Source organism: Thauera sp. WH-1 (assembly GCF_047806685.1).
In the GTDB taxonomy this organism is placed as follows: Bacteria; Pseudomonadota; Gammaproteobacteria; order Burkholderiales; family Rhodocyclaceae; genus Thauera.
Genome location: NZ_JBLQGP010000010.1, coordinates 27,071 through 52,998, shown reverse-complemented (window position 1 = coordinate 52,998; position 25,928 = coordinate 27,071). Strand labels below are relative to the sequence as shown.

General features: G+C 67.9%; 22 protein-coding genes. 13 read left to right on the top strand and 9 right to left on the bottom strand.

Annotated elements, in window-relative coordinates:
* Nucleotides 1–31: 31 nt before the first annotated feature.
* The 9 genes from ACMV5O_RS11400 to dnaA form a co-directional block, all read right to left on the bottom strand.
* Nucleotides 32–1,240, bottom strand: coding sequence for a DUF3322 domain-containing protein (locus tag ACMV5O_RS11400; RefSeq protein WP_416163585.1), 1,209 nt, complete (start codon nt 1,238–1,240; stop codon nt 32–34).
* Complete coding sequence (locus ACMV5O_RS11395; protein WP_416163584.1) at nt 1,237–4,665, bottom strand: ATP-binding protein; 3,429 nt, start codon at nt 4,663–4,665, stop codon at nt 1,237–1,239. The genes ACMV5O_RS11400 and ACMV5O_RS11395 overlap by 4 nt, the downstream gene beginning before the upstream one ends.
* Nucleotides 4,658–5,326, bottom strand: coding sequence for a DUF4194 domain-containing protein (locus ACMV5O_RS11390; RefSeq protein WP_416163583.1), 669 nt, complete (start codon nt 5,324–5,326; stop codon nt 4,658–4,660). Before ACMV5O_RS11390 ends, ACMV5O_RS11395 begins: the two co-directional genes overlap by 8 nt.
* Nucleotides 5,327–5,349: 23 nt before the next feature.
* A complete protein-coding gene (locus ACMV5O_RS11385) occupies nt 5,350–6,804 on the bottom strand; it encodes a DUF3375 domain-containing protein (protein ID WP_416163582.1) in 1,455 nt (484 codons plus the stop codon).
* A 36-nt stretch (nt 6,805–6,840) separates the two neighbouring features.
* Nucleotides 6,841–7,227, bottom strand: a complete 387-nt coding sequence (locus ACMV5O_RS11380) for a type II toxin-antitoxin system VapC family toxin (RefSeq protein ID WP_416163581.1) — start codon at nt 7,225–7,227, stop codon at nt 6,841–6,843.
* Entirely contained in the window at nt 7,224–7,451 is a 228-nt protein-coding gene (locus ACMV5O_RS11375; RefSeq protein WP_416163580.1) for a DUF2281 domain-containing protein, read from the bottom strand. The genes ACMV5O_RS11380 and ACMV5O_RS11375 overlap by 4 nt, the downstream gene beginning before the upstream one ends.
* Before the next feature lie 100 nt (nt 7,452–7,551).
* Complete coding sequence (gyrB, locus tag ACMV5O_RS11370) at nt 7,552–10,047, bottom strand: DNA topoisomerase (ATP-hydrolyzing) subunit B (protein WP_416163579.1); 2,496 nt, start codon at nt 10,045–10,047, stop codon at nt 7,552–7,554.
* A 53-nt stretch (nt 10,048–10,100) separates the two neighbouring features.
* The gene (gene dnaN / locus ACMV5O_RS11365) at nt 10,101–11,210 is read right to left on the bottom strand and encodes a DNA polymerase III subunit beta (RefSeq protein ID WP_416163578.1); all 1,110 of its coding nucleotides are present in this window, start codon (nt 11,208–11,210) and stop codon (nt 10,101–10,103) included.
* 45 nt (nt 11,211–11,255) lie between these two features.
* Nucleotides 11,256–12,776: a chromosomal replication initiator protein DnaA gene (dnaA, locus tag ACMV5O_RS11360; RefSeq protein WP_416163577.1), complete on the bottom strand. Its 1,521-nt coding sequence runs from the start codon at nt 12,774–12,776 to the stop codon at nt 11,256–11,258.
* A gap of 327 nt (nt 12,777–13,103) precedes the next feature.
* On the opposite strand from dnaA, the gene rpmH reads away from it, so the two are divergent.
* From rpmH to trkA, 13 genes are all read left to right on the top strand, one after another.
* Nucleotides 13,104–13,238, top strand: a complete 135-nt coding sequence (gene rpmH, locus ACMV5O_RS11355) for a 50S ribosomal protein L34 (RefSeq protein WP_002926183.1) — start codon at nt 13,104–13,106, stop codon at nt 13,236–13,238.
* A gap of 1 nt (nt 13,239) precedes the next feature.
* Complete coding sequence (gene rnpA / locus ACMV5O_RS11350; RefSeq protein ID WP_416163576.1) at nt 13,240–13,602, top strand: ribonuclease P protein component; 363 nt, start codon at nt 13,240–13,242, stop codon at nt 13,600–13,602.
* The gene (gene yidD / locus ACMV5O_RS11345) at nt 13,599–13,808 is read left to right on the top strand and encodes a membrane protein insertion efficiency factor YidD (protein WP_324539247.1); all 210 of its coding nucleotides are present in this window, start codon (nt 13,599–13,601) and stop codon (nt 13,806–13,808) included. Before rnpA ends, yidD begins: the two co-directional genes overlap by 4 nt.
* 20 nt (nt 13,809–13,828) lie before the next feature.
* Nucleotides 13,829–15,487 (top strand): membrane protein insertase YidC, encoded by a 1,659-nt coding sequence (gene yidC / locus ACMV5O_RS11340; RefSeq protein WP_416163575.1) that lies wholly within the window; start codon nt 13,829–13,831, stop codon nt 15,485–15,487.
* Nucleotides 15,459–16,811 carry a tRNA uridine-5-carboxymethylaminomethyl(34) synthesis GTPase MnmE gene (mnmE, locus tag ACMV5O_RS11335; RefSeq protein WP_416163574.1) on the top strand — a complete coding sequence of 451 codons (1,353 nt, stop codon included), beginning with the start codon at nt 15,459–15,461 and terminating at the stop codon, nt 16,809–16,811. Before yidC ends, mnmE begins: the two co-directional genes overlap by 29 nt.
* Before the next feature lie 63 nt (nt 16,812–16,874).
* On the top strand, nt 16,875–17,645 hold the full coding sequence (locus ACMV5O_RS11330; RefSeq protein ID WP_416163573.1) for a sulfite exporter TauE/SafE family protein: 771 nt from the start codon (nt 16,875–16,877) through the stop codon (nt 17,643–17,645).
* Between the two features lie 112 nt (nt 17,646–17,757).
* The gene (gene speD, locus ACMV5O_RS11325; RefSeq protein WP_416163572.1) at nt 17,758–18,156 is read left to right on the top strand and encodes an adenosylmethionine decarboxylase; all 399 of its coding nucleotides are present in this window, start codon (nt 17,758–17,760) and stop codon (nt 18,154–18,156) included.
* Entirely contained in the window at nt 18,153–19,037 is an 885-nt protein-coding gene (gene speE, locus ACMV5O_RS11320; RefSeq protein WP_416163571.1) for a polyamine aminopropyltransferase, read from the top strand. Before speD ends, speE begins: the two co-directional genes overlap by 4 nt.
* A gap of 183 nt (nt 19,038–19,220) precedes the next feature.
* Nucleotides 19,221–20,471 (top strand): 16S rRNA (cytosine(967)-C(5))-methyltransferase RsmB, encoded by a 1,251-nt coding sequence (rsmB, locus tag ACMV5O_RS11315; RefSeq protein WP_416163570.1) that lies wholly within the window; start codon nt 19,221–19,223, stop codon nt 20,469–20,471.
* Nucleotides 20,422–21,033 carry a DUF4390 domain-containing protein gene (locus ACMV5O_RS11310; RefSeq protein ID WP_416163569.1) on the top strand — a complete coding sequence of 204 codons (612 nt, stop codon included), beginning with the start codon at nt 20,422–20,424 and terminating at the stop codon, nt 21,031–21,033. Before rsmB ends, ACMV5O_RS11310 begins: the two co-directional genes overlap by 50 nt.
* Nucleotides 21,030–23,147 (top strand): ATP-binding protein, encoded by a 2,118-nt coding sequence (locus ACMV5O_RS11305; protein ID WP_416163568.1) that lies wholly within the window; start codon nt 21,030–21,032, stop codon nt 23,145–23,147. The genes ACMV5O_RS11310 and ACMV5O_RS11305 overlap by 4 nt, the downstream gene beginning before the upstream one ends.
* Nucleotides 23,148–23,155: 8 nt before the next feature.
* Nucleotides 23,156–24,403: a sigma-54-dependent transcriptional regulator gene (locus ACMV5O_RS11300; protein ID WP_416163567.1), complete on the top strand. Its 1,248-nt coding sequence runs from the start codon at nt 23,156–23,158 to the stop codon at nt 24,401–24,403.
* Nucleotides 24,404–24,519: 116 nt separating this feature from the next.
* Entirely contained in the window at nt 24,520–25,923 is a 1,404-nt protein-coding gene (gene trkA / locus ACMV5O_RS11295) for a Trk system potassium transporter TrkA (protein ID WP_416163566.1), read from the top strand.
* Nucleotides 25,924–25,928 lie beyond the last annotated feature (5 nt).

Genomic DNA, 25,928 nt, shown 5'->3' with positions numbered 1-25,928 from the left:
TCGCCCGGATCGTAGCAAGAGCGGATGAAAATCAACCATCAGATGGCTGAAAATCATCCACCGCGTGGTCGATTTTCAGCGCCTTCTCCAGCCAGCCGAAGCCGATGTGCTCCTGCTCCAGGCGCAGCAACGGGCGGATGCGATGGTCGCGCAGGTCCTCGTACAGGCTGCACTCGGCGGCGGTGAGGCGGGCGAGGTCGGCCGGGCGCGGGCTGTCTTCCCGGCCCCACAGCGCCTCATGTGCGAGCAGGGTGGCGCGGTCCATCAGCAGGGATTCGACGTGGGCGAAGCGGGTGCGCAACTGGGCGAGGATGGCGAAGCCGTTGGTGTCGATGTCGCCCCAGTAGTGGATCGGGCAGTGTTGCAGCCAGGTGGCGCGCGCGAGCGCTTCCCAGCCGTAGCCGGAGCCGAAGATGACGATGGCCTTGTCGACTTGGGGAAAGGCGAGGAAGTTGGTCTCGTTTTCGGTGATGAAAATGCGCGCCACATTGAGCTGCAGGCGGGCGAAGCTGTCGGCGTCGAGGGCGAGGTCGGGGCAGGGCGCGCCGGGCAGCAGGTGCAGCGCCGGGTCGAGCACGCGCAGGCGCAGCAGCGCGGGCTTGTCGAGGAAGCCGTAGCGGGCGGCGAACTGCTGCGCGCCGGTGCGCGTCGGGTCGATCGCCGCGGCGGGCAGGGCGAGGTCGAGCAGCTCGGCGAGCACCCCGCGCTGGGATTCGATGAACTTGGTGTGGATGCCGGGCAGGTCGACCTGGCGCAGATACACGCCCGGCCGCGGGTGGGCCTGCAGCCAGGCGACCACGTCGAGCAGGCGCGACCAGTCGGCGGCGAGTTCCAGCACGCGCAGCGGGCGCTTTGTGAGCCAGGGCAGCAGCAGAGGCTGGCGGGTCTCGGTCTCGGCGTGCAGCGCGCGAAAGCGCGCCTGTTCGGCGCGCTTGCCGATCCAGGCCAGGGCGTCGTCGAGGCGCTCGACCCAGGCGCTCCCGGGCAGGCGCTGGCTGCCCTGCACGCGGTGGCGGGTTTCCTGCCATTCGAGGCGGACGTGGGGCGTGGCCGAGATCGCCGCGACCCAGGCGCGCACGGCGTCGAAGCGGCGGGTGATGTCGTCCGAGGTGGGTGTCTTCAGGCTGAGACGCAATGGGAAGCGGCTCGCGCCGGAACCCAGCCCCTCACGCAGCAGCTCGCCCCGCTCCCACAGCCGCATCACCTGCGCCCTCAGCTCCGGCGCCGTGCTCCAGCTCATGATGCGCCGCCGCCGCCGCCGCCGCCGCTCCGCGGCGCGGCCTGTGCCGCGGCCCGCATCGCGACCTTCTGCGCTCGGTAGTCCTCGATCGACAGGTTGCGCAGCTTCGAGGCGCTGCCGCCCTCGTTGTGCACGAAGCCGACGCTGGCGACGAAGGGTTCGATGATGTGGATCTTCTGCAGCGGGGTGACGATCAGCAACTGCAGGTTGAGCTGCTCGAACAGGCGCAGGCCGTATTGCGCGGACTCGTCCGAGCCGCGGCCGAAGGCCTCGTCGATGACGACGAAGCGGAACGAGCGCGAGCGCACCGCGCCCCACTCGAGGCCGAACTGGTAGGCGAGGCTGGCGGCGAGGATGGTGTAGGCGAGCTTCTCCTTCTGCCCGCCCGACTTGCCGCCGGAGTCCGAGTAGTGCTCGTGCTCGCTGTCGTCCTCGCGCCAGCGCTCGCTGGCGGCGAACAGGAACCAGTTGCGCACGTCGGTGACCTTGGCGGTCCACCGGCGGTCCTGGTCGGAGAGACCCTCGCGGCCGCGGAAGCGGTCGATGATGCCCTTGACGCGCAGGAACCGGTCTTCGGAATACTGCTCGTCGTCGCCCTCGCCCGCCCCGGTCAGCGCGCCCTCGGTGCAGGCACGCAGCTCCTGCTGGAAGTCGCGGATCTCGGCGTCGGGGCTGGCCTGCGATTCGAGCACGATGTAGCGCCCGGGGTTGTAGTCGATCTCGCCGAGCGACTTGTTGATGTGGGCGATGCGCTCCTTGATGGTCTCGCGCTCGCGTGCGAGCTGGGCGTTGAAGTTGGCGATTTCGTTGATCGTGTTGACGTTGAGCAGCTCCTTGAAGCGCGCGAGGAAGCGCGGCAGGTCGTCGCGATTCAATTGCGTCAGCAGGTTCTCGTACTCGAAACCGGCCTCCAGGCTGGCGTCGATCTCGGCGGTCTCGAGCGCGAACTGCTGCTTGAAGGCGGCCATCGCCTTGATGATCTTCTCGGCCAGACGTGCCAGCCTGCGATCCTCGGCGTCGATCTGCGCCTGCAGCGCGGTGCGCACGTCCTGCTCGCGGTTGTCGCAGGATTCGACCGTGAGCGGGTGCTCGCCGAGCACCTCGGCGCACAGGGCGTCGAGGCGGGGGACGAGCTCCGGGTCGATCGCCGCGGCCTCGACGAGGGCGAGCGTGGTCGCGCGCAGCGCCTCGGCGTCGGTCTGGCGCTGTTCGACCTTGGCGCGGCGTTCGCGCGCGGCGCCGAGCTCGCGCTCGGTGTCGCCGCGGATCTGCTGCAGGTCGGCGAGCTGGCGGTTGAGCGCCTGCAGGAGGTCGGAGGCGGCTTCGAGCGCACGGCGCTCGTCCTCCAGCGTGGCGATCTCGCCGGCGACGCTGTGCCAGTCGAGCTCGTCGAAGGCGGTGAATTCTTCCAGCCGGGTGAGGGCGTCTAGGCGGTCGGCGAGGGTGCGGCGCTCGGTGTCGATGCGGCCGATCTGGTTGCCGACCTCGCCGAGGCGGGCTTCGAGCTGGCGGCGCTGGGCTTCGAGGGCCTCGATCTTGGCGGTGTTGCTCCAGCCCAGCACGTAGCGGCTGCGATCCGCGATGGCGTGGCGGTCGTCCTTCTCGTGGCGGCCGCTGGGGTCCTTGATCTGGCCGGCGCGGGTGATCGCGCGCGTCTCGCGGCGAAACTGCTCCTGGGTGGCGCAGCAGGCGACGTCGAAGCGGTGGGCGAGCTCGCGCTCGAGCCAGTCGTAGTGCGGGCTGTCGGGCCTGATCGCGAGCTTGCGCACCAGCGAGTCGGGGTGCAGCGCGGGCAGCTCGCCGGTGCGCGGCGGGCGGACGTGGAAATACACGAGGCGGCCGCGCAGGTGGTTGCCGTCCACCCACTCGGCCACCGCCTTGTAGTGCGCGTCGGGCACCAGCAGGGCGAGGCCGAAGCCACGCAGCAGGCGCTCGGCAGCGCCTTCCCAGTCGCGCTCGTCCTCGCGCACTTGCAGCAGCTCGCCGGCGAAGGGCATGGCGTCCACATCGATGCCGAGCGCGCCGCACAGCGCGGCGCGGATCTGGATCTGGCGGTCGTCGATGTTGCTGCGCCGGCGCTTGAGGCTGTCGATCTCGGTGCTCAGCGTGTCGTGTTCGAGCTTGCCCTGGCGCAGGGTGACGGTGTGCTCGGTGAGCGTGTTCTGCAGCTCGGCGTCGCGGTTGCGCGCGTCCTCGCGGCCGGCGCCGAACTGCAGGCGCTGGGCGGCGAAGCTCTCGCCGTCGGTGGCGGCGGGGGTGCCGAGCACCGCAGCAAGCTCGGCATAGCGGCGCGACTTGGCCAGGCGCGCGTCGCGCACCTGCCCGAGCTTGCGGATCTCGGCGGCGAGGCGCTCCAGGCGGTCGCCGCCGTTGGCGTTGATCGCGTGCTTGAGCGCGTCGATGCGCACCGCCTGCTCCTCGCGCAGCGCGTCCAGGCGGGTGACCTGGGCGTCGGCGCGCGCCCACTCCTCGGCGGCGAGCGCCAGGCGGTGGTCGAGCAGGGCGAGCTTGCGCGCGGCGAAGTGCGGCTGCAGGGCCTCGCGGCAGCACCGCAGCGCGCCGATGTCGGCGGCGAGCGCGTCGTGGCGGTGGCAGTCGTCCACCAGCGGGGCGAGCAGCGACACCTGGCGCTGGGCTTTGAGCACCGCCTGGTGGGCGCGGTCGAGGTCGTCGAAGTGGCCGATCAGGGCCTGGATGCGCGGCCCGACCTCGAAGGGCTCGAGCATGTGGTGGCGCACGAAGTCGGTGAGGTTGCCGACCGACTTCATCGACACGGTCTGGTGGAAGAGCTCGAGCGCCTGCTCGTTGTCGATGCCGAAGCGGCGGCGGAACCAGGCGGCGTAGGGCGGGAAGCTGTCGAACACCTCCGCTCCCGCGCCGCGCAGGCGCTTGCGCAGCTGGGTGATGTCGGGGCCGAAGCCGGAGAAGTCCGCGGCGATCGACAGCGCATGCTCGGCGCCGAGGTAGAAGCGCGCGGGCTGGCCCTGCGCCTCCTTGAACCAGAACACCTGGGCCAGGCTCACGGTCTGGTCGTAGCCGGCGTTGTGAAACACGCCGAGGATCACCGAATAGCTGCCGGGCTCGCGCAGGCCGATCGGGCGCGCGGCGCCGGTGACCTCGTTGCGCTCGGACTTGTAGTGGCCGAGGACGTAGGAGCGCAGGCTGCGCTCGCGGGTGTCGGCGCCGGCGGCCTTGTTGTAGGCGATGCGGTGGGCGGGGACGAGCAGCGTGGTGATGGCGTCGACCAGGGTGGATTTGCCCGAGCCGATGTCGCCGGTGAGCAGCCCGTTGCGGCCGTCGAGCTGCAGCGTCCACACATGGCGGTCGAAGGTGCCCCAGTTGAGCACCTCCAGGCGCTGCAGGCGAAAGCCGGACAGGGTGTCGTCGGCGACGAAGTCGAGGCCGAGGGACAGGGGCTCATTCATCGCCTGTCTCCTTGCCAGCGGCGAGGGCGGCGCGGTAGCCGGCGAGGCGGGCGTCGAAGTCGGCCAGCCACTGCGCGTCGACGAAGGCCTTGAGGATGCGGCGCACTTCAAAGCTGGCGGGCGCCGCAGCGCTGGCGCTGGCAGGCTTGAGGCGGGCGAGGAAGCCGAGCTCGACGACCTTGTTGATGTGGGTCTCGATCTGGTCGATGAGTCGCGCCTCGTTGGGGCCTTCGGGCAGAAACACCCGAACGAGCTCGACGATGTCGTCGCGCCCGAGCACCAGGCGGGTGTCGCCGCCGCCGGCGTCGAACTCGGCGAGCTTCTTGCGCAGCAGGGCGAGCAGCAGGCTCACCGGGTAGGACAGTGGCCGGCGCGCCACCAGCCGCGGCAGTCGCGGCGCCGGGTCGTCGTCGGCGGGCTCGGGGCGGCCGCGCAGGAAGGCGTAGCCCTCGGCCTCGTCGAGCACCAGCTCGAGGTTGAGCACGGCCACGTATTCGCGCACCCGCGCCTGCAACTGCAGCAGGCTGGACCACTGGCGCTCGTCGGCTTCGCGGTAGAGCACGCCCTTGAGCAGGCCGATCAGCAGCACCGAGAGGTCGGGCGCCGGGGCGGGGGCCGCGGGCTCGGTCGGGCCGGGGGCGAGGTCTTCGTCGTCCATCATTGAGGTGTCCATCGTCTTGACGCTCAGCGCATGAAGATCACTCGCGGCAGGCGCGCCCTGCGGGTGACGGTGCCGCCGTCGGCGGCGCTCGCCTGCCATTCGATCGGCTCGGGCGTGGCCTCGTCGACGGTGGTGGTGAAGGCGTCGCTGCCGAGCTGCAGGTAGGCGATCAGCTCGGCCAGGCCCTGCTCGAGCGGCTGCGCGGCGACCAGTGTGGCGAGCGTGACCTGGGCGCGGTCCTGCAGGGCATGACGGATGTGGCGGGCGAGGCGCGCCTTGTCCACCGTGACCTGCTCGAAGAGCGCGTGCGGGTCGACGTCCTCGTCGCCGGCCTCGATGCGCAGCTCGGCGATCGCCGGCCGCGTGGGCGGGGTGTGCAGCGGGCGCTCCAGCGGCAGCTCGATCGCCGCGCCGGGCAGGGCGATCTCCATCGTCGTGCCCGGCGGCGGCGCGGCGCGCAGGGCCAGCGCCTTGCTCTCGATGCCGTGCAGCAGGTCCATGATGCGGCGGTTCTCCAGCCAGGCCTGGTCGTCGAGGAAGCGGCGCAGCTGCTGCGAGAGCTGCGCCACCGTGCGCTGGGTGTGCTCGCCCGCCTCCAGCCAGTCGTAATGCACGCGGCGGGTGCGGGCGTCGGGGTTCAGCTCGGCCACTGCCGGTAGCGCCAGCACCTGGTCGAGCAGGTCGCTGAGCTCTTCCTGGCGCCGGCTTGACAGCAGGAAGTCCCAGAAGGCGCGGAAGCTGCGGCCCTGGTCGGAGTCGGCGATGGCATCGCGCTCGCCCATGATCTGCTCGAGCAGCGCGCCCTTGCTGCCCTCCCACAGCGCGATGCGCTCGCGCACTCGGCGGTCGAGTTGGCGGAAGTTGTGCTCGACCTCGCGGAAGTCGGCGAGCAGCTCGCGCGCGCCCTGCATGAACTGCTGGAAGCGGTCCTTGATCGCGGTGTCGTCGAGCAGCGGGATGTCGCCGGCGAGCACGCGCGCCATCTCGGCGTCGATCTCGTCGCGCTTGCGCTGCAGCTCGGCGATGCGCCGCGCGGGGTCGGTCTCGCTGCCCTCGCCCATCTGCTTGAGCAGCGCGAAGAGGGTGAGCAGGCGCGACTCGGTGCCCACGAACTGGCGTTCGCTCAACTGCGCCAGCCAGGCCAGCGCCTTCTCGGTGGCCGGGGTGAGGTCGAACTGGGCTTCGTCGGTGCCGGGCTTGTAGTACTTGCGCAGCCAGCCCTTGTCGGCCGCGGCCCAGTCGTTCAGGTAGTCGATCGCCGGCTTGGGGAAGGCGTCCTCGCCGCGGGTGAGGCGTAGCGCGTAGAGCTCGTCCTCCAGCGCCTCGGCGAGGTCCGCCGCCGGCATGCCACGCACGTTGGGGGTGACGAAGGCCCGATGCAGGAAGCCCGCCACCAGCGGCGCATGGTCCGAGCGCAGCAGGCGCCAGGCGGGGTGGTGGCTGCGCAGGGCGTCGAGGGTGGCGAAGTCGAGGGGCACAGGCCAGGTGCGCTCAGCGCGAACAGTCGGCGTCGATCACCAGACGCGTTGAGCTCCGTCGCGGTCCATGACCGGGTCGGCGCTCAACAGCAGCATCGCGTCTTCCAAGGCCTGCGCGACGATCAGGCGATCGAACGGATCGCGGTGATGGAAGGGCAGGCGTGCGACGCGATCGGCGTGGCGGACCGAAATGGGGAGGATGTTGAAGCGATTGCGGGCCAGCTCGCGATCCATGAACGCTGCAAGCGGTTCGGGCAGGCGGTACTTGCCGATGCTGATCTTGATCGCGATTTCCCAGTAGCAGGCCGGGCTGATCAGCACCTCTGTCTCCGGATTGCGGATCAGCTCACGCGCAGTGCCCGACAAGGCCGGGTCGTCGAGAAGAAACCACAGTAAGGCATGGGTGTCGAGCAGGACCTTCAAGGCATGTAGTCCTTGAAGTCGGCCAGGTGGTCGTCATCGTCGGCGACAATCTCGAGCTTGCCGCGGGCGCTGCCCGGTTCGCGAAACTCGCGCGGAGCAGCGGCGGTTTCAGCAGATTTCACGCCATAGCGCTGTTCGAGAAACTCGATGAAGTCCAGCGCCTCGCGAGCCGCTTCGTCCGGCAGGCGCTGGCTGTGTCGATAGATGGCTTCTGCAAGGTTCATGTCCCACCCTCCCGAGCTTTGACCGAAGGTCAATTGCTACGCGATGCCTGCCGGCGTGTGTCCGCCACGCAGTGTCGCGCAGTGTTCGGTTGACATGAAATCACACATCGATGTTCTGCGCATACAGCGCGTTGCCCTCGATGAACGCCCTTCTCGGCTCGACGTTATCCCCCATCAGCGTGGTGAAGATCTCGTCCGCGGCGATGGCGTCGTCGATCTGCACGCGCAGCAGGCGGCGCACGGCGGGGTCCATGGTGGTTTCCCACAGCTGCTCGGGGTTCATCTCGCCCAAGCCCTTGTAGCGCTGCTTGCTGATGCCGCGTTCGACGTCGGCCAGCATCCACTTGATGGCGTCGGCGAAGCGGGTGACGGTCTGGCGCTTTTCGCCGCGGCGGATCTCGGCGCCGGGGCCGATGAGGCCGCTGATGGCTTCGGCGGCGTTGCGGATGGCGCGGTAGTCGCCGGACACCAGGAAGTCGTGCTCGACCCAGCCGAACTTGCGGTTGCCGTGGTGCAGGCGCTCGATGGTGAGGCGCCAGGCTTCGGATTCGTCGTGGAATTCGGCGTAGATCTGCAGGCCGTCGGGCAGGTGGGGCTGGATGCGCTCGGCCGAGGCGCGGGCGGCGGCCTCGTCGTCGAGGCTGACCTCGATGTCGTGCGCCAGCATGACCTGCAGCACTTCTGGGTCGATGTAGCTGGCCAGGCGGCGGGTGACGGCTTCGGCGAGCAGGTAGGTGCGCGCCAGGCCGCCGAGGGCTTCATCGCCGATCGGGTCGGCGCCTTCGCGCGGGACCAGCACGGCGCCGTCGAGGGCGAGGCGCAGCAGGTGATTCGACAGCTCGTTGTCGTCCTTGATGTACATCTCGCTCTTGCCGTGCTTGATCTTGTACAGCGGCGGCTGGGCGATGTAGATGTGGCCGCGCTCGACCAGCTCGGGCATCTGGCGGTAGAAGAAGGTGAGCAGCAGGGTGCGGATGTGCGCGCCGTCGACGTCGGCGTCGGTCATCAGGATGATGCGGTGGTAGCGCAGCTTCTCGGGCTTGTAGTCGTCCTTGCCGATGCTGGTGCCCAGCGCAGTGATCAGGGTGGCGATCTCCTGGCTCTGCAGCAGCTTGTCGAAGCGCGCCTTCTCGACGTTGAGGATCTTGCCCTTCAGGGGAAGGATCGCCTGGAACTTGCGGTCGCGGCCCTGCTTGGCCGAGCCGCCGGCGGAATCGCCCTCGACCAGGTAGAGCTCGCACAGCGCGGGGTCCTTTTCCTGGCAGTCGGCAAGCTTGCCGGGGAGCCCCACGCCGTCGAGCACGCCCTTGCGGCGCGTCATCTCGCGCGCCTTGCGGGCGGCGTCGCGGGCGCGGGCGGCCTCGACGATCTTGTTGCAGATGGTCTTGGCGTCGATCGGGTTTTCGAGCAGGAAATCGCCGAGCTTGCTGGCGACGACTTCTTCGACCGCCGGGCGGGCTTCGGAGGACACCAGCTTCATCTTGGTCTGGCTGGCGAACTTGGGGTCGGGCATCTTGACCGACAACACGCAGGCGAGGCCCTCGCGCATGTCGTCACCGGTGATGTCCACCTTGGCCTTCTTGGCGATCTCGTTTTCTTCGATGTACTTGTTGATGACGCGCGTCATCGCCGCGCGCAGGCCGGTGAGGTGGGTGCCGCCGTCAGCCTGCGGGATGTTGTTGGTGTAGCACAGCACCTGTTCCTGGTAGCTGTCGTTCCACTGCATCGCGACTTCGACCGCGAGCTCGGCGTCGTGGCCGTGGCCGGTGGGGATGCGGGTGGTGCCGGTGGCGTAGAAGACGTTGGGGTGCAGCACCGTCTTGGCGCGGTTGATGTACTCGACGAAGCCCTTGACGCCGCCAGCGAAGGCGAAGTCCTCTTCCTTGCCTGTGCGCTGATCAACCAGCCGGATCTTGACGCCATTGTTGAGGAAGGAGAGTTCGCGCAGGCGCTTGGCGAGGATGTCGTAGTGGTACTCGACGGTGCCGAAGATGTCGTCGTCGGCGAGGTAATGCACCTTGGTGCCGCGCTTGGTGGTCTCGCCGATGACGCGCGGCGGGCTGACCTCGACGCCGTCGACGACCTCGATGACGCGGTTCTGCGGCTTGCCGCGCTCGAACTCGAGCAGGTGGCGCTTGCCGTCGCGGGCGACGGTGACGTGCATCCACTTCGACAGCGCATTGACGCAGGACACGCCCACGCCGTGCAGGCCGCCGGAAACCTTGTAGCTGTTCTGGTTGAACTTGCCGCCGGCGTGCAGCACGCACATGACGATCTCGGCCGCGCTGCGCTTGGGTTCGTGCTTGTCGTCCATCTTGACGCCGACCGGGATGCCGCGGCCGTTGTCGGTGACCGAGATCGAGTTGTCGGCGTGGATGGTGATGACGATGTCGTCGCAATGGCCGGCCAGGGCCTCGTCGATCGAGTTGTCGACCACCTCGAACACCATGTGGTGCAGGCCGGTGCCGTCGGAGGTGTCGCCGATGTACATGCCGGGGCGCTTGCGCACGGCCTCCAGCCCTTCGAGCTGCTGGATGCTGGATTCGTCGTAGTCGTTGCCCGCTTGCGGGGCCGGCGTGTTTTGCGGTTCGGACATGGTCATCTCGGTGATTCGTAAAGAACGGGTGCTGCGGTAAGGCGGCTGCTTGCTCAGATGCGCATCGGCATCACAACGTACTTGAACTTGTCGTTGCCCGGCAGGGTGATGAGGGCGCTCGAGTTGCCGTCATTGAAGCGCCAGTCAACCGTCTCGGAGGCCAGGTTGTTGAGCACGTCGAGCAGATAGGTGACGTTGAAGCCGATGTCGAGCTTGTCGCCCTGGTAGTCGATCTCGAGCTCGTCCATGGCCTCTTCCTGCTCGGCGTTGGTGGACACGATCTTGAGCAGGCCGTCCTCGAGCACCATGCGCACGCCGCGGAATTTCTCGTTGGTCAGGATGGCGGCGCGCTGCAGCGCGGCGAGCAGCGGCTGACGCTCGAAGCTGACGAGCTTGGGGTGGGCCTGCGGGATGACGCGCTCGTAGTCCGGGAACTTGCCGTCGATGAGCTTGGTGACGAGCTCGATCGAGCCGAAGCGGAACACGGCCTGGTTGCCGGCGAGCAGGATCTCGAGCGGGTCGTCGTTGTCGGCCAGCTGGCGGGCGAGTTCGAGCACGGTCTTGCGCGGCAGGATGGCTTCGCTGCGCTGTTCCACCGGCGCGTCGAGGTCGGACGCGGCGTAGGCGAGGCGGTGGCCGTCGGTGGCGACCATGCGCAGCTCGCCGCCGTCGGCGATGATCAGCAGGCCGTTGAGGTAGTAGCGGATGTCCTGCTGCGCCATCGCGTACGACACCTGGGCGAGCTGGCGCTTGAAGGCGCGCTGACCGATCGACAGGCGCGCGGTGGCGTCGACCGGCGGGTTCAGGCTGGGGTAGTCGGCGGCGGGCAGGGTCTGGAGCTGGAAGCGGCTGCGGCCGGCCTTGACGGTGAGGCGCTTGTCGTCGAGCGTGAGGCTGATCTCGGCCGAGTCGGGCAGGGCGCGCAGGATGTCCTGCAGCTTGCGCGCGCCGACAGTGATCGCGGCGTCCTCGCCGCCGATGTGGCCGCCGGTGGTGGTGCGGATCTGGATCTCGATGTCGGTGGCGAGCATCGTGAGCTGGTCGCCATGCTTCTCGATCAGCACATTGGACAGGATCGGCAGCGTGTGGCGCTTTTCGACGATGCCGGCAACCGACTGCAGCGGGGCCAGGAGCGCATCGCGGGTGGTGGTGAGCAGGAGCATGGCGTCAGATCAGGTCGTTGGGTTGATCGGAGGTGGGATGCGCGCTCAGCCCCGCAGGACCTGGGTGAGCACGTGGACGTCGTGGTTGAGCTGGTGGTCGCCAAGCCGCAGCTCGGTGATGGTGCGGCAGGCGTGCAGCACGGTGGTGTGGTCGCGGCCGCCGAAAGCCTCGCCGATCGCCGGCAGCGACATCGGCGTGAGCTCCTTGGCCAGCCACATCGCCACCTGGCGCGGGCGCGCGATCACGCGGGTGCGCTTCTTGGAGTGCATGTCGGCGACCTTGATCTTGTAGTAGTCGGCGACGGTCTTCTGGATGTGCTCGATCGAGAGCTGGCGGTTGTGCGCGTGCAGCAGGTCCTTGAGCGCCTCCTTGGCCACCTCGAGTCCGATCTGGCGGCCGTGGAAGCGGGCGTAGGCGACCACCTTGTTGAGCGCGCCCTCGAGCTCGCGCACGTTCGAGCGCAGGTTCTTGGCGATCAGGAAGGCGACGTCGTCGTCGACCGCCACACGCAGCGCCTCGGCCTTCTTCTTCAGGATGGCGACGCGCATCTCGAGCTCGGGCGGCTCGATCTGCACGGTCAGACCCCAGTCGAAGCGCGAGATCAGGCGGTCTTCCAGGCCCTGGATGTCCTTCGGATAGGTGTCGCAGGTGATGACGATCTGCTTGCGCGCTTCGGTGAGGGCGTTGAAGGCGTGGAAGAACTCTTCCTGCGTCCGGTTCTTGTTATTGAAGAACTGGATGTCGTCGATGATCAGCATGTCGAGCGAGCGGTAGTAGCGCTTGAAGGCGTCGAAGCTCTTCTGCTGATAGGCGCGCACCACGTCGGCGTAGTAGTCCTCGACGTGCACGTAGCGGATGACCGCACGCGGATTGTGCTTGAACACCGCGTTGCCGATGGCGTGCACCAGGTGGGTCTTGCCCAGGCCGACGCCGCCGTAGACGAACAGCGGGTTGTAGGACGTGCCCGGATTCTGCGACACCTGCATGGCCGCGGCGCGGGCGAGGTCGTTGGCGCGACCGGTGACCAGGGTGTCGAAGGTGAAGTCCGGGTTGAGGCGGGTCTTCTCGTAGGCGAGCTCGATGCCGCTGAGCGAGCCGCTGTCATTGGCCTGCGCGCTACTGGCGGCGACGCGGCGCGCGCGTGGCGCGGCGGTGGTAGCCGAGGATGTCTCGGCAACAGGCTCGGCGAAAGCGGCCGGGGCAGATCCGGCCTGTGCCGGCGTGGTGGCTTCTGCGGCGGCAGCGAGGGCCGGCGGCGGCGCGCTGACTGCGGTGCTGCTTGATGCGGCAGGCTTGCTGCTGCGGGCCGCGCGGGGGCTGCCGACCGCCGGCAGTTGCAGTTCGACCTGTAGCGGAATCCCGGCAAACTCCTCGCCAAGTTCGAGGATGCGGCGCAGGTAGCGCTCGCGCACCCACTGCAGCACGAAGCGGTTGGGCGCGACCAGCCGCCAGCCGCCCGCCTCACCGACTTCGGCCTGCAGCGTCTTGATCCAGGTGCTGAACTGCTGTTGCGGCAGTTCCTGCTCGAGGCGTGACAGGCAGAAGGACCAGAAATCTTGACTCACGGCGGGATGGGCTTGGCTGGGCGGGGTCTGGGTCAGGGGCAAAGTGGGGCAGGCAGCAGCGATGTCGAGGGTGGCGCAGCCGCCGCTGCGCATACGCGAAAGGCGGTCGGTGGCGGGCATTCTGGGGGCGAGGTGCCTTCTTTGCGCTCGAGCGGCGACATTTGCCGGGCCGCAGGCGATACACTGCGGCTCGGGCGGGAGGCACGTAAGCCCCGCATTCTAACCGCCGCGGACAGACTTATCCACAGGGTCTGGCAAAAATTCTTATTGACAAACATGGGATTATCCATTTAACTCTCGCGTTTGACCTAACACTGGCAGTCGATCATGAAACGCACTTATCAGCCCTCCGTTGTCCGTCGCAAGCGCACCCACGGCTTTCTGGTCCGCATGAAGACCCGTGGCGGCCGTGCGGTCATCCGCGCACGTCGTGCCAAGGGTCGTCATCGCCTCGCTGTCTGAGGTGACGCTGCCCACGGGCGCTGACCAGGGTTTCCGCAGCGCTCACAGATTGCACAAAACGGATGAGTACTCATCCGTTTTTGCTTTTCGGCGGGCACTGCGCGGGCGCTTCTACATGCTGCATTACCGCCCCAACGCGCTCGATACGGCCCGCCTCGGCGTGGTCGTGGCGAAAAAACTGGCCAAGCGCGCCAATGTGCGCAATCTGGTCAAGCGCATTGCGCGTGAAATCTTCAGGCGCCATCGTGAGGCCCTGCCGCCGATGGACCTGGTCGTGCGCCTGCACGCGCCGGTCGCCAAGGCGACGCGTGCCGAGCTGCACCTCGACCTGCTTGCTTTGCTGCAAAGGCTGCCCCGGCAATGAAGACCCTGATGCTCGCCCTGCTGCGGTTCTATCGCTACGCGATCAGTCCCATGCTGGGCCGCAATTGCCGGTTTCATCCGACCTGTTCCGAATACGCGATCGAGGCGATCCAACGCCACGGTGCGCTACGTGGCGGCTGGCTTGCCGCCAGACGGGTGGGACGCTGTCACCCCTTCAATCCGGGCGGGTATGATCCCGTTCCCTGACCTGAGACAGAACGAATCCGATGGATCAACGCCGCCTCATCCTCTTCCTGGTTTTCTCCTTCGCCCTCGTGATGCTGTGGGATGGCTGGATCAAGCACAACCAGCCCGCGCCCGTGGCGCAACAGCCGGTCGCCGGCGCCGCCGCACCCACTGATGGCGCGGTGCCGACGCCGTCCGCGAGCCTTAGTCCGGGTCAGGTTGCCGTACCGGGCGAGCAGCAGGCGAGCGCAGCGACGGCGGCGGCCCGCGTGGTCGTCGAGACCGACCTGCTGCGCGCCGAGGTGTCGGCCCAGGGCGGCGACATCGTGCGTCTCGAGCTCAAGAACCACCGCGCCAGCGGCCAGAGCGACAACAACTTCGTGCTGCTCGACGACGGCTCGCGCCACCAGTACGCGGCCCAGTCCGGTCTGATCGGCGAGGGTCTGCCGACGCACAAGACCCTGTTCGAGCTGCCGGCAAGCGAGCTGCGCCTGAAGGATGGCGAGGATCGCGTCGAGCTGCGCCTGCAGGCGCCGGCGCAAAATGGCCTGCGGGTGACCAAGGTCATGAGCTTCCACCGCGGCAGCTATCTGATCGACGTCGCCTACGAGATCGTCAACGAGAGCGGTCAGGCGGTGTCGCCGCACGCCTACTTCCAGCTCACCCGCGACGGCGTCGCGGCCGAGCAGGTCGAGGCCTTCGGCGTGCACACCTTCACCGGCCCGGCCTTCTTCACCGAAGCGGGCAAGTTCCAGAAGGTCGATTTCGAGGACCTTGACAGCGGCAAGGGTAAGGTGCCGCCGCCCGCCAGCGACGGCTGGGTGGCGATGGTGCAGCATTACTTCGTCAGTGCCTGGCTGCCCGAGCAGGGCGTGCAGCGCGAATACTTCGCGCGCCCGATCGGGGGCGGCCTGTACTCGGCGGGCGTCATCGTGCCGGTGTCGACGATCGAGCCGGGGGCGACGGCGACGATCGGTTCGCGTCTGTATTCGGGTCCGCAGGAGCAGGACAAGCTCGAAGGCATCGCGCCAGGGCTCGACCTCGTGGTCGACTACGGCTGGCTGACGGTGATTGCCGCGCCGCTGTTCTGGGTGCTGTCGTGGTTCCACAGCCTGACCGGCAACTGGGGCTGGGCGATCATCCTGGTCACGGTGGCGATCAAGCTGGTCTTCTTCCCGCTGTCGGCCGCCAGCTACAAGTCGATGGCCAAGATGCGGGTGCTCGGCCCGCGTCTGCAGCGCATGAAGGAGCTGTACGGCAACGACAAGGCCAAGATGCAGCAGGAGATGATGAATCTCTACCGCACCGAGAAGATCAACCCGCTCGGCGGCTGCCTGCCGATCCTGGTCCAGATCCCGGTGTTCATTGCGCTGTACTGGGTGCTGCTCGGCAGCGTCGAGATGCGCCACGCGCCTTGGCTGGGCTGGATCACCGACCTGTCGGCGAAGGACCCCTACTTCATCCTGCCGATCATCATGGGGGCCTCCATGCTGGTGCAGATGAAGCTCAACCCGACCCCGCCGGATCCGATCCAGGCCAAGGTGATGATGGCGATGCCGATCATCTTCACCTTCATGTTCCTGTGGTTCCCGTCCGGCCTGGTGCTGTACTGGGTGGTGAACAACCTGCTGTCGATTGCGCAGCAGTGGCAGATCACGCGGATGATCGAGAGTGGAAAGGCAGTCGGCAAGAGCGCCTGATACCATCGCCGCGATCGCGACGGCGCCGGGCCGTGGAGGCATCGGCGTCGTTCGCGTATCGGGTGCGGCGCTGGGCGCCTTTGCCGAGGCCTTGTGTGGCCGGCGCCCGCAAGCGCGCAAGGCGCATTTCACCCGCTTCGTCGATGCGGCAGACCGAATCATCGATGAAGGCATCCTGCTGTATTTCCCCGCACCGGCTTCGTTCACCGGCGAAGACATCCTCGAGTTGCAGGGCCATGGCGGCCCGGTGGTGATGCAGTTGCTGCTCGAGCGCTGCATCGAGCTGGGGGCTCGCCTGGCCGAGCCCGGGGAGTTCACCCGGCGCGCCTTCCTCAATGGCAAGCTCGACCTGGCGCAGGCCGAGAGCGTCGCCGACCTGATCGAGGCTTCGACGGCAGCGGCGGCGCGTTCGGCGGTGCGCTCGCTGTCGGGGCGCTTCTCCGAAGAAGTCCATCGCATCGTCGACCGCCTGGTCGATTTGCGCATGCTGGTCGAGGCGACGCTCGACTTTCCTGAAGAAGAGATCGAGTTCCTCGAGCGCGCGCGGGCCCTGCCGCGGCTGGAGGGCATTCGCGCCGAGCTCGAGATCCTGCTCGACCGGGCGCGGCAAGGGGCGCTGCTGCGCAGTGGCCTGAACGTGGTGCTCGTCGGCGCGCCGAACGTGGGCAAGTCGAGTCTGCTCAACCGGCTTGCCGGCGAGGAGCGGGCGATCGTGACCGACATCGCCGGCACCACGCGCGACGCGGTGCGCGAGACCATCCAGATCGAAGGCATTCCACTGCACGTCATCGATACCGCGGGCCTGCGCGAGACGGCGGATACCGTCGAGCGCCTCGGCATCGAGCGTACCTGGCGCGAGATCGAGCGTGCGGACGTGATCCTGCATCTGCTCGAGGCCGGGGCGGGCAGCGGGGGCGAGGATGGGATCGACGCGCGGCTGCCGGCGGGGGTGGAGCGCATCACCGTCATCAACAAGATCGACCTGTGCGACGGCCCGGCCTTGCGTGATGAGAACGAAGGTGGCGTGCGCCTGCATGTCTCGGCGCGCACCGGCGAGGGCATTGATCTGCTGCGGGCCGAGCTGCTGCGCGTGGCCGGCTGGCATGCCCATGGCGAGGACGTCGTGCTCGCGCGCGAGCGCCACCTGCAGGCGCTGCGCCGCGCGCTGGAGCATGTGTGCGGGGCCGCGGGACAGGTCGGCGCGCTGGAGCTTTTCGCCGAGGAGCTGCGCCTGGCTCAGGAGTGTCTGGGCGAGATCACCGGCGAATTTGGCGCAGACGATCTGCTTGGCGTGATCTTCTCGCGCTTCTGCATCGGCAAGTAATCCCGCCTGAGGTCGAGGTGCGCCCAGCGCCCGGGCTTTCTTGTTCCACGTGAAACATTGCCGATGGATATCGAGTTTCTCTTTCTTGTGCTGGGCCTGGCGGCGCTGTTCGCGGGCTTCGTTGATTCCATCGTCGGGGGCGGGGGGCTGATCCAGCTGCCAGCGCTGTTCACCGCCTTTCCGCACAGTGCGCCCGCCACCCTGTTCGGTACCAACAAGCTCGCCAGCATCATCGGCACCGGGAGTGCCGCCATCCAGTACAGCCGGCGGGTGGCGATTCCCTGGCGGGTTGCTGGGCCGGGGGCACTCGCGGCACTGGTGGGTTCCTGGTATGGCGCGAAGGCGGTGGCCTATCTCGATCCAGCCATCCTGCGTCCGCTGATCCTGCTGTTGCTGGTGCTGGTGGCCATCTACACCTTCGTGCGCAAGGATCTGGGCTCGGTGTCGGTCGAGCGCGAGCATGGCCGGCGCTCGGTGCTGCTTGCCCTGGCGATCGGCGGCTCGATCGGCTTCTATGACGGGTTCTTCGGCCCCGGCACCGGCAGCTTTCTGATCTTCCTCTTCATCCGCTTGCTGGGGATGGACTTCCTGCGCGCCTCGGTGTCGGCGAAGATACTCAATGTCGCGACCAATGCCGCCGCCATTGCGTTCTTTGTCGGCAATGTCGAGTTGATGTGGAAGCTCGCCGCCGTCATGGCGGCCTGCAACCTGACCGGGGCGATCCTGGGCTCCCGTATGGCGCTGAAACACGGGGTCGGCTTTGTGCGCAAGATGTTTCTTGGGGTGGTTGTGATCCTGATTGCCCGCCTCAGCTACGACACCTTCCTGCGCTGAGCTTGTCCGATGTTTCACGTGAAACATCGCCGCAAATATCTTTGCAAGAATATTGCATTAGCCGCTCATGATAAAATGCGGGTCTCACTCATGAATCAACAAGATCGGGGAAATGAACGGACTCCATCTCATCGCGGATATCTATTCCTGCCAGTCAGAGCCGGAATTGCTCGTCGAGCGTGATCGGCTCGAGGCCCTGTGTGTGGCCCAATGCAGCGAGGCGGGCCTCACGCCACTGGGGGCATATTTCTATCAGTTCGTGGATGAACAGGGGGAGGCCGCTGGGGTGACCGGTACCGTGGTGCTGGCGGAGTCTCATCTGGCCATCCACACCTGGCCCGAGACCGGCGACGCCACGCTTGACGTCTACGTCTGCAACTTCTCGCGTGATAACAGCGATCGCGCCCGCCAGGTGTTCCAGCGCGTGATCGGTGCCCTGGCGCCGCAGGAGGTCGTCCGCCACGAGGTCATCCGCGGGCGCTTGCCGGTGAATGAGGCCGTCGCGTCATGAGCACCACGGTGAGTGGCCTCCCGGACGGTGTGTTGTCCGAGTTTCTGTCCGCGGATGCCGGTTACTTCCTGCAGGCAGGCCGCCTGCTTGAGCGCGGGGAGTCGGAGTGGCAGTCCTACGAGGTGTGGGATACGCCGCGCTTCGGCAGGTTGTTTCGCCTCGATGGCTGCTTCATGACCTCGGAGCGCGACGAGTTCTACTATCACGAGAACATCATCCACGTGCCCGGGCTCGCCCATGCGGGTCCCCGCCGTGCCCTGATCATCGGCGGCGGCGATGGCGGCTCAGCCGAGGAGTTGCTGAAGTATCCGGGCATGGAGAAGGTGGTGATCGCCGAACTCGATGCCAAGGTGATCGACATCGCACGCCGCTACTTCGATGCCGTGCATCACGGCGCGCTCGACGATCCGCGGGTGGAGATCCGCATCGGCGACGGCATGAAGTACGTGCATGAGGACGGGCCGGCGGCAGGCGATCGCTATGACCTGATCGTGCTCGATCTCACCGACCCGGTCGGTCCGGCCGAGGCACTGTACGCCGAGGACTTCTTCCGCGCCTGCCGTGCTCTGCTGGCCGCGGGGGGCGCGCTGAGCCTGCACATCGGTTCGCCGGTGTTCCAGCCTGAGCGGGTGAGGGCGCTGGTCGAGCGCCTGCGCCAGGTGTTCGCCTGCGTGCGGCCCTATTTCCTGTACATTCCGCTCTACGGCAGCCTGTGGGGGCTGGCGACCGCATCCGATTCGCTCGATCCGCTGAGCCTCGACGAAGCCGAGATCGATCGCCGTCTCGCCGCCCGCGGCATCGCCCGCCTGCAGCATCTGAACGCGGCCGTTTACCGCGCGCAGTTTGCCTTACCCAACCACTTGCGTGCCTTGCTCGCCTGATCAGCGCGGGCGCGGCGACGCTTCCCCGGACCCCGCATCGTGACTTCCTCTCCCAAGCCGGGTCGGCGCGCCGTCTCGGCAGCGCCCCGTCAAACCGCCACCCCTCGTGCCGCGCGGCCGGCAGTGCGGCGTCCCGCCGCGGCGCCCGCGGCTGTACTGCCTGAGGACAGCCTGGCCCTCGCCATGGTCCGCGCCGCTTCCCTGGTGGCAGCAGTGCTCGGGGGCGGCAACCTCACCGATGCCTTCGAGCGCCTGATGGCTGCGCATCCGGCCTGGTCCGACGCGTCACGCGGTGCCGTCCGCGACCTGGCATGGTCCACGCTTCGCGACTATGGGCGCGGCGATGTCGTGCTCGACCGTCTGTTGCGCTCGCCCCCGCCCACGGTGATCCATGCGCTGCTGCTGGTGGCGCTGCGGCGGCTGCGCCAGCGGCCGGAGCAGGCGCACACGGTGGTGGATCAGGCGGTGCAGGCAGCCGCGGTGTCGATGCCTGCGCTCAAGAACATGGTCAATGGCGTGCTGCGCAACGCCCTGCGCCAGCAGGCGCAATGGGCGCAGTGGACGCAGGCCGACGAGGAGGCCCATCACGGCTTCCCGGCGTGGTGGATCGCGCGCGTGCGCGCGACGGCCGGCGAGGGCTGGGCGGCCGTGCTCGCCAGCGGCAATGAGCGCCCGCCGATGGCCGTACGCGCGAACGCACGGCGCAGCACGCCCGAGAAGGTGTTGGCCGAGCTCGAGGCTGCAGGGATCGCTGGCCGGCGGCTCGACCACGATGCCATCCTGCTCGAGCACCCGGTGGCGGTCGCCCGCCTGCCCGGCTTCGCCGAGGGACGGGTGTCGGTGCAGGATGCCGGCGCGCAATGGGCCGCGCGCCTGCTCGCGCCGCAGGCGGGCGAGCGGGTCCTCGACGCCTGCGCCGCGCCGGGCGGCAAGACCGCCCACCTGCTCGAGTCGGCCGACATCGAGCTGCTGGCGCTCGAACTCGACCCGGGGCGTGCCCAAGGTATCGAGCGCAATCTCGCGCGCCTCGGTCTCCGCGCACAGATCAAGGTCGCCGACTGTCGTCAGCTCTCGCGCTGGTGGGATGGGCGCCCCTTCAATCGTATCCTCGCCGACGTGCCCTGTTCGGCCTCGGGCGTGGTGCGCCGCCACCCCGACATCAAGTGGCTGCGCCGCGAGACGGATATCGTGCAGTTTGCCGCACAGCAGGCGCAAATTCTCGACGCGCTTTGGCAGACCCTCGCCCCGGGTGGCACAATGCTCTACGTCACCTGTTCGGTCTTCGACGAGGAAAACGCCGGACAGATCGCCCGGTTCTGCGCCCGCCATGCGGACGCGGAACGCCTTGCGCCATGCGGCCATCCCGATCTGAAGCTGCTCCCCAATGCCGAACATGACGGCTTCTACTACGCCCTTCTGCGCAAGCAGGCTTGAACGTCTGCTGCGTCATGTCGCCTTCGTCCTGCTGACCTGCTTCGCCGTCCTCGTTCGCGCCGATGACGGGGCGATTCGCAGCGCCGAGATCGTGCGCGGGGAGGGGGGTTACGTGCTCAACGCCGACATCGACATCGAGCTCAACTCGCGCCTGGTCGATGCCGTGTCGCGCGGCGTGTCGCTGTACTTCACCACCGAGCTCGTCATCGAGCGTCCGCGCTGGTACTGGTTCAATCGGGTGGTCGTCGATCGCAGCCTCGAGTACCGGCTGTACTACCACGCGATCACGCGCAGCTACCGGCTGTCGATCGGCAGTTTTCATCAGAGCTTCGATTCGCTCGAAGCGGCCGTGATGACGATGCGGCGGGTGCGCAACTGGCAGGTCGCCGACCTCGCCACCCTGGAGGCGGGCGTCTCCCACCAGGTGGCGGTGCGCTTCCGGCTCGACACCAGCCAGCTGCCCAAGCCCTTCCAGGTTACGGCCATCGGTAGCCGAGACTGGAACCTGGGCACAGACTGGCTGCACTGGACCTTCCTGCCCGGGGCGCCCGGTTTCCAATGAAGCGCATCTACCTCGTCGTGGTCGCCGCCCTGGCGGGGATCTCGCTCTTCCTGCTGACCTCGGCCAGCGCCAACACCGAGCTGTTTGCCGCCAGCTATCCCTTTCTGCTCGCGCTCAACGGGGCGGTCGTGGTGGCCATGGCCGGCCTGGTGGGTGTGCAGTTGCGCCAGCTGCGGCGGGAGTACCGCCGCCGTGAATTCGGCTCGCGCCTCAAGTTCCGCCTCGTGCTGATGTTCGCGTTGATGGGTGTGGTGCCCGGCGTGCTGGTGTATGCGGTGTCGCTGCAGTTCATGGTGCGCAGCATCGAGTCGTGGTTCGACGTGCGCGTCGACTCCGCCCTCGAAGGCGGCATCGCACTCGGTCAGAACGCCCTCGACTACCTCGCCAGCCAGGTACGCGACAAGGCCGACGACATGGTGCTGGAACTCGAGGGCGTGGGGCCGGGCGCGGCCAGCCTGCTCAACCGCCTGCGCGAGCAGGCCGGCATCAGCAGCGCCACGATCCTCACCGGCAACGGCCAGGTGCTGGCCACTGCGGCGGACCAGGCCGCGGGCTTGATCCCCGAGCTGCCGTCGTCGGCCGAATTGCGTCAGGCGCGCCAGAGCCGCCACCTGCAGACCGTCGAGAGCCGACCCGATGGGCGTCTGCAGATCCGCGTGATCGCGCCGATTCCGCTGCGCACGTTGGCGGGCGAACCCAATCTGCTGATCCTGACGCAGCCGGTGCCGGAGTCCTTCGGACGCAACGCCGAAGCGGTGCAGGAGGCCTACCGCGACTACCAGCAGCTCACGCTCGGACGCAGCGGCCTGAAGCGCATCTACACCATCACCCTCAGCCTGACCCTGTTGCTCGCGCTGCTGACCGCGCTCGCCGTGGCCTTCCTGATTGCCCGCCGCCTGGCCGCGCCGCTGCTCATCCTGGCAGAGGGCACGCAGGCGGTGGCCGAGGGCGACTACAGCCCGCGCCAGGCCTTGCCGGCGCGCGACGAGCTCGGCGTGCTGACGCAGTCCTTCAATCGCATGATCCACCAGCTCCAGGATGCCCGTGCGGCCGCCGACCGCAGCCGTGCCGAGGTGGAGGCCGCCCGCGCCTACCTCGAGAGCGTGCTCGCCAACCTCTCCACCGGGGTGCTCGCCTTCTCGGCCGACGGTCATCTGCGCGCGGCCAACCACGGCGCCCTGCAGATCCTCGACGACGACCTCGCCGGCTTCGAGGACCTCAGGCTGACCGAATGGCCGCGCCTGGAGGCGTTCCGCGAAACCCTGCTCGACGGCTTCGCCACCCATGATGGCGACTGGAAGATGCAGGTCGAGCTGCCGGTGAAGGACAGCTCGCCGCTCAGCCTGCTGATCCACGGCTCGCGCTTGCCGGCGGCGACGGGCGGCGGCCTGGTGGTGGTGTTCGACGACATCTCCAGCCTGGTCGCAGCGCAGCGCACCGCGGCCTGGGGCGAGGTGGCGCGCCGTCTCGCGCACGAGATCAAGAACCCCCTGACGCCGATCCAGCTCTCGGCCGAGCGGCTCGCCTTCAAGCTTGCCGACCGCCTCGACGACAATGGCCGCGAGATGCTCGAGCGCGCGACCACCACCATCGTCAATCAGGTCGAGGCGATGAAGAATCTGGTCAATGCCTTCCGCGACTATGCGCGGCTGCCCGCGCCGACGCTGGTGGCGCTCGATGTCAATGCGCTGATTCGCGAGGTTCTGCACCTGTACGAGAGCTCGGCGGTACATGTGCGCACCGAGCTCGCCGCCGACCTGCCGCTGGTGCAGGGCGACCCCAGCCAACTCCGACAGGTGATCCACAACATGCTGCAGAATGCGCAGGACGCGCTGGCGGGTATGGACGAGGGCGAGGTCCGGGTGCTGACCCGGCGCGAGGGCGAGCGCGCGGTGCTGCTGTTCCGCGACAACGGACCGGGCTTCCCGGCCGAGGTGCTGGCGCGCGCCTTCGAGCCCTATTTCACCACTAAGTCACGCGGTACCGGTCTGGGGCTGGCAATGGTGAAGAAGATCGTGGACGAGCACGGGGGTGACGTCCGCCTGACCAATCGCGATGGCGGTGGTGCGGAAGTCCGCATCCGCCTGCGGCTGGCCGAACACACGGAAGTTTGACGAACGCAATGGCAAAAATACTGATCGTTGACGATGAGATCGGGATCCGCGAGCTGCTCTCAGAGATCCTGCGCGACGAGGGGCACGACATCCTGCTCGCCGAGAACGCCGCCGCGGCGCGTGCGGCGCGCAATGCGGTGCGGCCGGACATGGTGCTGCTCGATATCTGGATGCCCGATACCGATGGCATCACCTTGCTCAAGGAGTGGGCCGCCAACGGCCAGCTCAACATGCCGGTGGTGATGATGTCCGGCCATGGCACCATCGACACCGCGGTCGAAGCGACGCGCATCGGCGCGATCGACTACCTGGAGAAGCCGATTGCGCTGCAGAAGCTGCTCGCCGCGGTCAAGCGCGGGCTGCAGCGGCCGCAGGCACCCGGCACGCCGGCACCGCTGACGCTGGCCGCGTTCACCCGCTCGGTGCCGCTGCGCGAACTCAAGCGCCGGCTCGAGCAGATCAGCAACAGCTCGCGCGTGCTGTTGCTGCGCGTCGGCCCGGGCAGCCTGGCCGAGCTGGTGGGGCGCAGTGTTCAGGCTGCCAACGCGCCCTGGCTCGATCTGGCGAGCGTGAGCGCACCGCTCGACATCGGCCAGCTGCAGGCGGCCCAGGGCGGCGTGCTGTTCGTCGGCGAGCTGGCGCGCCTGTCGCGCGCGCAGCAGAAGAATCTCGCCTTCGCCCTCGACCGCCTCGAGCGTTATGACCTGCGCCTGGTGGTGGCGACCGATCGTAGCCTCGATGGCCTGGTGGGCGAAGGCTGGGAGGAGGGGCTGCTGAGCCGCCTGTTCGAAGTCAGCCTGGCGCCGCCGTCGGTGGCCGATGTGCGTGACGACCTGCCGGAACTTGCCAGCCAGCTCTTGCTGCATCTGGTCGAAGCGGGCGAGGTCCCGCTGCGCCGGTTCTCCACGGCGGCACTCAACCAGTTGCGCAACCTGCCCTGGCCGGGCGGCTATGCCGAGCTGCGCGCGGCGGTAAAGTCGCTCGCCCTGGGCACGCTGGAAGAGGAAATCGGCGCCGGCGAGGTGCGGCGCCTGCTGCCGCCCGACCTCGCCGCGGGCGCCTGCGGGGTGTCGCTCGATCAGCCCCTGCGCGAGGCGCGCGAGGCCTTCGAGCGCATGTACTTCGAGCACCACCTGCGCCTGGAGGGCGGCAACATGACCCGCCTGGCCGAGAAGACCGGACTCGAGCGCACCCACCTGTATCGCAAGCTCAAGCAGCTTGGCCTGCAGGCCGGGCGGCGGCACGAAGAGAACTGAAGCGCGCGCGGGTCGAGTGCGCGTCAGCATGCTGGGTTGTTGCGATGCAGCATGCGCTGTCGGCTGCTTCTTCCCGAGCGTAGAATCAGCTCCTTACAAAGAGTCGGGAATTCAGGGTGAAGATCATCATTCTCGGTGCCGGCCAGGTGGGCACGTCGGTGGCCGAAAACCTGGTCTCGGAGGCGAACGACATCACGCTCGTCGATACCAGCGAGGAGTACCTCGACGTCCTGCGCGATCGTCTCGAGGTGCGCACCGTATGCGGTAACGCCGCCTCGCCGCGGGTGTTGCGGGAAGCCGGTGCGGAGGACGCCGACCTGCTCATCGCCGTCACCCAGTCCGACCAGACCAACCTGTGCGCCTGCCGCATCGCCAAGGTGCTGTACAACCTGCCGACGCGCATTGCCCGCCTGCGCTCGACCGACTACGTCGATTACCCGGAACTGCTCGACGACAGCAACTTCGCGGTCGATTTCTCGATCTGCCCCGAACAGGTCGTCACCGACTACATCAAGCGCCTGATCGCCTTCCCCGAGGCCTTGCAGGTGCTCGAGTTCGCCGAAGGGGTGGTCAGCCTGATCTGCGTGCGCGCCTTCGAGGGCGGGCCGCTGGTCGGCCACCCGCTGAAGGCGCTGCGGTTTCACCTGCCCAACGTCGAGGTACGCATCGCCGCGATCTACCGTGACGGCCTGCCCATCATCCCCGAAGGCGACACCGTCATCCTGCCGGGCGACGAGGTCTTCTGCCTGGCGGCGACGGTGCATATCCGCAAGGTGATGGGCGAACTGCGCCGTTCCGACCGGCCGATGCGCCGCATCATGATCGCCGGCGGCGGCAACATCGGCTTTCGCCTCGCGCAGTCGATCGAGGAGAACTACCACGTCAAGATCCTCGAGCTCAACCGCGGCCGCGCCGACATGCTGGCCTCGCACCTGTCGCATGCGCTGGTGCTGCGTGGCGACTCCACCGACGAGAAGCTGCTCGAGAGCGAGGGCATCGACGAGACCGACCTGTTCGTCGCCCTGACCAACGACGAGGAAGACAACATCATGTCGGCCTCGCTCGCCAAGCGCATGGGTGCGCGGCGCACGCTGGCGCTGATCAACCGCAAGAGCTATGTCGATCTGGTGCAGGGCGGACCGATCGACATCGCCATCTCGCCGGCCCACACCTCGATCGGCACCCTGCTCGCCCACGTGCGCCGCGGCGACGTGGTAGCGGTGCACAGCCTGCGCCGCGGTGCGGCCGAAGCGCTCGAGATCATTGCCCACGGCAACCGCAAGGATTCCAAGGTCGTGGGCCGCCCGATCGAGGACATCGCGCTGCCCAAGGGGGCGACCATCGGCGTCGTCGTGCGCAACATCAGGAACGACGAAGGCCGCGTGCTGCGACGCGAGGTGATCATGCCCCACCACGACACCGTGATCGAGGAGGACGACCACGTGATCGTGTTCTGCACCAACAAGCGGCTCGTGCGTAAGGTCGAGAAGCTGTTCCAGGTCGGCTTCACCTTCCTCTGACTCCC

Excerpts from the sequence above, each read along its gene's own strand:
- gyrB (WP_416163579.1), bottom strand. The coding sequence starts at position 10,047 with ATGTCCGAACCGCAAAACACGCCGGCCCCGCAAGCGGGCAACGACTAC.
- ACMV5O_RS11375 (WP_416163580.1), bottom strand. The coding sequence starts at position 7,451 with ATGAACCTTGCAGAAGCCATCTATCGACACAGCCAGCGCCTGCCGGAC.
- ACMV5O_RS11400 (WP_416163585.1), bottom strand. The coding sequence starts at position 1,240 with ATGAGCTGGAGCACGGCGCCGGAGCTGAGGGCGCAGGTGATGCGGCTG.
- speD (WP_416163572.1), top strand. The coding sequence starts at position 17,758 with ATGAACGGACTCCATCTCATCGCGGATATCTATTCCTGCCAGTCAGAG.
- yidC (WP_416163575.1), top strand. The coding sequence starts at position 13,829 with ATGGATCAACGCCGCCTCATCCTCTTCCTGGTTTTCTCCTTCGCCCTC.
- dnaN (WP_416163578.1), bottom strand. The coding sequence starts at position 11,210 with ATGCTCCTGCTCACCACCACCCGCGATGCGCTCCTGGCCCCGCTGCAG.
- rsmB (WP_416163570.1), top strand. The coding sequence starts at position 19,221 with ATGGTCCGCGCCGCTTCCCTGGTGGCAGCAGTGCTCGGGGGCGGCAAC.
- ACMV5O_RS11310 (WP_416163569.1), top strand. The coding sequence starts at position 20,422 with ATGCCGAACATGACGGCTTCTACTACGCCCTTCTGCGCAAGCAGGCTT.
- ACMV5O_RS11305 (WP_416163568.1), top strand. The coding sequence starts at position 21,030 with ATGAAGCGCATCTACCTCGTCGTGGTCGCCGCCCTGGCGGGGATCTCG.
- yidD (WP_324539247.1), top strand. The coding sequence starts at position 13,599 with ATGAAGACCCTGATGCTCGCCCTGCTGCGGTTCTATCGCTACGCGATC.
- ACMV5O_RS11395 (WP_416163584.1), bottom strand. The coding sequence starts at position 4,665 with ATGAATGAGCCCCTGTCCCTCGGCCTCGACTTCGTCGCCGACGACACC.
- ACMV5O_RS11330 (WP_416163573.1), top strand. The coding sequence starts at position 16,875 with ATGGATATCGAGTTTCTCTTTCTTGTGCTGGGCCTGGCGGCGCTGTTC.
- speE (WP_416163571.1), top strand. The coding sequence starts at position 18,153 with ATGAGCACCACGGTGAGTGGCCTCCCGGACGGTGTGTTGTCCGAGTTT.
- ACMV5O_RS11300 (WP_416163567.1), top strand. The coding sequence starts at position 23,156 with ATGGCAAAAATACTGATCGTTGACGATGAGATCGGGATCCGCGAGCTG.
- rpmH (WP_002926183.1), top strand. The coding sequence starts at position 13,104 with ATGAAACGCACTTATCAGCCCTCCGTTGTCCGTCGCAAGCGCACCCAC.
- ACMV5O_RS11390 (WP_416163583.1), bottom strand. The coding sequence starts at position 5,326 with ATGATGGACGACGAAGACCTCGCCCCCGGCCCGACCGAGCCCGCGGCC.